Origin of the sequence: Heliobacterium mobile (assembly GCF_009720735.1) — a bacterium.
In the GTDB taxonomy this organism is placed as follows: Bacteria; Bacillota; Desulfitobacteriia; order Heliobacteriales; family Heliobacteriaceae; genus Heliobacterium; species Heliobacterium mobile.
On sequence record NZ_WNKU01000066.1, the window covers coordinates 1 to 4,253 of the forward strand.

9 protein-coding genes and 1 pseudogene are annotated in these 4,253 nt (G+C 49.0%); all 10 read right to left on the reverse strand.

Features of this window, described 5'->3' with window-relative positions:
• Positions 1-32: 32 nt before the first annotated feature.
• A complete protein-coding gene (locus tag GJ688_RS19285; protein WP_235911132.1) occupies positions 33-278 on the reverse strand; it encodes a hypothetical protein in 246 nt (81 codons plus the stop codon).
• 107 nt (positions 279-385) lie between these two features.
• Positions 386-679 (reverse strand): hypothetical protein, encoded by a 294-nt coding sequence (locus GJ688_RS19290; protein WP_155478126.1) that lies wholly within the window; start codon positions 677-679, stop codon positions 386-388.
• Positions 680-699: 20 nt separating this feature from the next.
• The gene (locus GJ688_RS19295) at positions 700-1,125 is read right to left on the reverse strand and encodes a phage tail tube protein (RefSeq protein ID WP_155478127.1); all 426 of its coding nucleotides are present in this window, start codon (positions 1,123-1,125) and stop codon (positions 700-702) included.
• Positions 1,126-1,491 (reverse strand): minor capsid protein, encoded by a 366-nt coding sequence (locus tag GJ688_RS19300; protein WP_170292169.1) that lies wholly within the window; start codon positions 1,489-1,491, stop codon positions 1,126-1,128.
• Position 1,492: 1 nt separating this feature from the next.
• Positions 1,493-1,933 (reverse strand): hypothetical protein, encoded by a 441-nt coding sequence (locus GJ688_RS19305; protein WP_155478129.1) that lies wholly within the window; start codon positions 1,931-1,933, stop codon positions 1,493-1,495.
• Complete coding sequence (locus tag GJ688_RS19310; RefSeq protein WP_155478130.1) at positions 1,933-2,244, reverse strand: hypothetical protein; 312 nt, start codon at positions 2,242-2,244, stop codon at positions 1,933-1,935. The genes GJ688_RS19305 and GJ688_RS19310 overlap by 1 nt, the downstream gene beginning before the upstream one ends.
• Positions 2,241-2,588 (reverse strand): hypothetical protein, encoded by a 348-nt coding sequence (locus tag GJ688_RS19315; protein ID WP_155478131.1) that lies wholly within the window; start codon positions 2,586-2,588, stop codon positions 2,241-2,243. The genes GJ688_RS19310 and GJ688_RS19315 overlap by 4 nt, the downstream gene beginning before the upstream one ends.
• A gap of 8 nt (positions 2,589-2,596) precedes the next feature.
• The gene (locus tag GJ688_RS19320) at positions 2,597-2,791 is read right to left on the reverse strand and encodes a hypothetical protein (protein WP_155478132.1); all 195 of its coding nucleotides are present in this window, start codon (positions 2,789-2,791) and stop codon (positions 2,597-2,599) included.
• A 58-nt stretch (positions 2,792-2,849) separates the two neighbouring features.
• On the reverse strand, positions 2,850-3,755 hold the full coding sequence (locus tag GJ688_RS19325; RefSeq protein WP_155478133.1) for a major capsid protein: 906 nt from the start codon (positions 3,753-3,755) through the stop codon (positions 2,850-2,852).
• A 60-nt stretch (positions 3,756-3,815) separates the two neighbouring features.
• Positions 3,816-4,253: pseudogene (locus GJ688_RS20360) on the reverse strand (anaerobic ribonucleoside-triphosphate reductase); the annotation flags it as partial.

The following is a 4,253-nucleotide window of genomic DNA, read 5'->3' on the forward strand; positions in this document are numbered from 1 at the left end:
AATACGGACAGGAACTCACCCCCTTTCGGGCATCACTGATTGAACTTTTCTACCAAATCACGAAACGCTTTTGTCCGTTCTTCTTCGTTTATGGTCCGGGCGTCCTCGGTGCTGTCTATTCCCAACAATAAGTCCACCGTAACGGGTTGCTTGAGTGTACCCGCTGCGTTCATGAGGTTTGCGGCCAACCAAGCCGTCCGTCGATACGCAATTTCATAGTGCGTTACCGTTTCTTTGCTCTGTGCTTCTGCCATTTCGATTAATTCCATCAACGTCAATCCCCACATCTCCGTAGGGCGGAGTTGCAGGACCCCGAAGGCGGTCTCCTTCACCTCTTGCCAAAAATCCGTTCTTGTCGTAACCGGCGTTCCTTCGGGGTCGTCGGTTAGTTTTTTCCCGTGGCCAACTGAAATGCTTCCGTGATTTTTTGGTTCACTTCCCTGAGGTTTTCCAAGTCGACAAAAGCCCCGACATCAATCTCCGATAAATCGGGATCTTCGTGAACTAATCCCGCCCACAAAAATACCCGAAGCTGTTTGACACCCATCGCCAATTGATCAAGCTCCTGCAGCGATACACCTAATTTATCTTCCAACTCGGCCAGCGCATTTAAGTCATAGCGAAGTTTCCTGGGCTTGTCCAACGTGATTTCAACAAGAGCCTTATGCTTATTTGCCATTTTGCGTTATCCCTCCATGTTTACGGTGTTATTTCGTTCATAAGGATCAAGGCTCCCGTTCCGGTGAGAGACAACTTATAGGTTGCAGCCCCATCCTGCGGAAACTCATAGGGGAAATCGCTGATAATGCAGTGTCCGGTGTACTTTCGACCGGAGGGAAACCGAATTTCTGACTTAATCATGGCCCGGTTCAACCAAGACTGTTCCAAATAAACCGTGGCCGTGTCATCGGCAATCAGAAAGCCGTTACATTCCAAAGTCCATGAGTTGACCCCGGCGACGTTTTCGGCCCAGCCGTTGGCGTCTTTGGAGGTTACGTCTACCACGTGGGTAGCACGGTTTAATGTGGCTCCTGATTGTCCGCCGAGAACGGTATAGGTGGGGGTATCGTCGGTTCCCCCGGTTTGCACATACAACAAAACATCGACACCCGCGAGTTTTGCCAATTACTCCACCTCCAGTAAGATTGAAAAGTTGACCGAATAAAAAGAACGCCCGTTTTCGTCGGTTCCCGCATAGAGGGGAGCCGAGTTTTGGGCGTTACATAGAATCACCTGTTCGGAGCCGATTTGAAATCCTCGCTTTTGATGCAGCATATCCAGGAACTCAAGGGCTTTTTGTTCCGCTTGGGCGGGATGTTTACTTCGGACCATCACTTGAAACGAAGGCCGTCGAATGTTCCGATCCGGTGGCCCTCCGCCAAAAATCGTAACGACAACACAATCATCGGGACCGGTCGGAGGAAACCGATTAGCGAAGTATACGGCCTCCATCCCACTGCGAAGGTACTGAATTAAATCCATGACTTTCATGTTACTGGCCATCCTTTTGTATCACCTGGCGTAACACCTGACGGATGTGTTTTCGATATGTGTCGGCTTCACCCTCTAACGGCCGGGTCAAGAACTTATTGCCCACATTGTAGTGAGTTCCAGACATCCCCTCTGTTCCCGGTTTAGCGATAGAACCAGGGCCTAATCGGTATTCACCCTCATGCATTTGAACGGCGTAGTTGAAGTTCCCTTCACGGACGGCATATTGGACATTTACCGTCACTTGATCTCGATTTGTGTTCACTTCCTGAGCATAGGACTTTTCAAGGATCCCTTTATCGTGGGGAGCAATTTCTGATGAAACACGAAGTAAATCATCGGCACAATCGTTGACCGCTTGAACCACCGCTTTGCCCGATTCAGTTTCCGCCTTCACCAGCTTTTGAAGTACATCTTTGGCATTGATCGTAATTTTAGCCATTACACAACCACCTTCGTAAACACAGGTTTTCCGCCAACGTCTCGAAGGACGGATACGGATAAGGGCTGTCGGGAATACGACACACCGTTTTCATCGGTCCACTCTATAACATCATTGAAGCCGATTTTTACGAGTCCTCGAAGCAGAATCTCGGCGGTCGAAACCACTTCCTTGCCCTGAGAATCTTTGACGAGCGTGAACCTTTCCTCAATGCGACAGGGGAAGGTTTTCTTAGAACCAGGTAACATAATCCCCCACGCATCCATGGTGTCGCTGGTGCTTCGCGTGATCCATTGTTTTAACGGGATCAATCGGTGTACCTCCCCACTCGACGCCCAAGGATGGCGATGACTTCCGGGGAAATCCGTCGTATCCCCTCCATAGTGATACTCAGTCCGCTAACCGACACGGCTTTCACGCCTTGTTCAGACTTGCGAACCGATTCATCCATTCGTAGCAACCAAAGAGCCTGTTCAAAGACCGCTTCCTCGGGAAGATGCCTTTTTTCGGGCTGATAGTTTCGAAATACCCGGTAAAGCTGGGTTTCTGCGCTGAGTAAAGCCCTTTGACGAGTGAGATCGTCCGTAATCAACCATTCCTCGTTATGAAGCACATGGTTGGCAAAATAGGTGTTGGCTCGGTTTAGGTCAACCACTTGCACACCTACTTCACGGCTGTTTTTGGCTTCTTATCTTCAGCGGTTTCTTCCTTGATTTCCTCAACCGTATAGCCATAGTCATTTACAAGAAGATTTTTCAATCGCTCTTCCTCAACAATGGCTTCGCCGTTTTGAAAAAGTACACCTTCGGTCACGCCGTTGTAAATTACGTTGGGGGTTTTAATCCGATATTTCGCCAAGGTATGCCCTCCTTAAAAAGAGTGAGACGTGGCAGTTGTTCCGCCACGTCAACTATGATTAGGACTTTTTGATATATCGGAGCCGTGCCGCTGCCCGAGGATGGAACACCGCCATACCGCAATAGAACTCAATCCGAGTACGGAATACGGGCTTACTGTCGATTTCCCCGAGGTCTCGCACCGATACGCCGCCGTTGCGGAGGCCGGATACGTACTGCTCGGTGCCAAATTTGATCGCGTAAATGGAGCCAGTATCGGAGGCTGCACCAGCTTTATCTAGTTCATTGAAACCGAGGATTTCCTGGCCTGCTCCATCCGTCTCGATAATCCGAATCGGGATGCCTGCATAAGTGCTCACTTGTCGACCAAAGGAATCTTCGCCGCTTTCAATATAGTGAGTGGAGGTTTTCAAGGTTTTCTTAATTTCACGCCGCATCGCCTTGGAACAGAGAAGGATATCCGGTTCTCCCTCCACCGCATCAATGAGTTCATCGAGCTTATCCGAATCAAAGGCTTTATCATCGTTGTCAATAATTTGGGAGCCGGTCAGCCGCTTTTGCAGACCATCAAACTGCCCCGGTTGAGCTGCATCGCCTTTGAAAAATGCTCGGGTAAATTCTAAGGCCAGGGCTTTCGCTTTCAAATCAGTGTGGATAGAGCGGATGTCGTTGACATTTCCACGGGTTTGAACGAGGAATTTATCAATGTCTACGTCACCGCCGAGGATATACAACCCTTCCGAAAGCTGATTGACGACACCGGCGGATTCCACATAACCTTCGTTGACCGAACGGAAGGCGATGCCCGGCAACGTCTGTTCCTGATTGTATTTGTAGGAGTTCCCCGAAATCTCCATGAACGGCAACAGTTCCAGAATCGGAGAAGAACGAGCAAACGTTTGAATAACGCCTTTTTGCAGGATATCCGTTGATAACTTGGCGGCTTCAGTCATTGTAAGTGCCAAAGTAAATAATCCTCCCTATGTGCTGTATTGAGGAAAAGAAAAGCGCACCCCATTTAGGAATTACGCTCGCTGGGCATAGCCCATTTTGAGAAGCTGAATGGAGCTTAACTGATTAAGGTCTGTGGTTTGAGCTTGTGTTGGGTTTGTTGCCTGACCGACAGGCTGTTCTTGCTTTGAGCCAAATAACCCTTTCTTTTCAGCTGCCGCCAACCATTCCAACTTGGCTTCTGGAGTTAGGTTGTTAGGAACGAGGTCGTGAAAGTCCTTGGGAATGCCTTCTAGCTTGGCTTCCAACAAGCCATTGATGACAGACTCTAATTGTTCAACCCGGCCATTTACGGTCTTGAAACTAGCTTGGGCCTTGGTTAACTCATCGCCTGTCGTTTTGTAGAGTTCTTCAAATTTACCTTGCTGTTCTTTAGCTTGTTTTTCTTGCTGTTCGCGCTCGGCCAACAGCTGGTCCAGTTGGCCCTGGACTTCTTTATATTTGGTGTTGAC

Coding starts and splice junctions, on each gene's coding strand:
- GJ688_RS19290 (WP_155478126.1), bottom strand. CDS start 679: ATGGCAAATAAGCATAAGGCTCTTGTTGAAATCACGTTGGACAAGCCC.
- GJ688_RS19300 (WP_170292169.1), bottom strand. CDS start 1,491: ATGAAAGTCATGGATTTAATTCAGTACCTTCGCAGTGGGATGGAGGCC.
- GJ688_RS19305 (WP_155478129.1), bottom strand. CDS start 1,933: ATGGCTAAAATTACGATCAATGCCAAAGATGTACTTCAAAAGCTGGTG.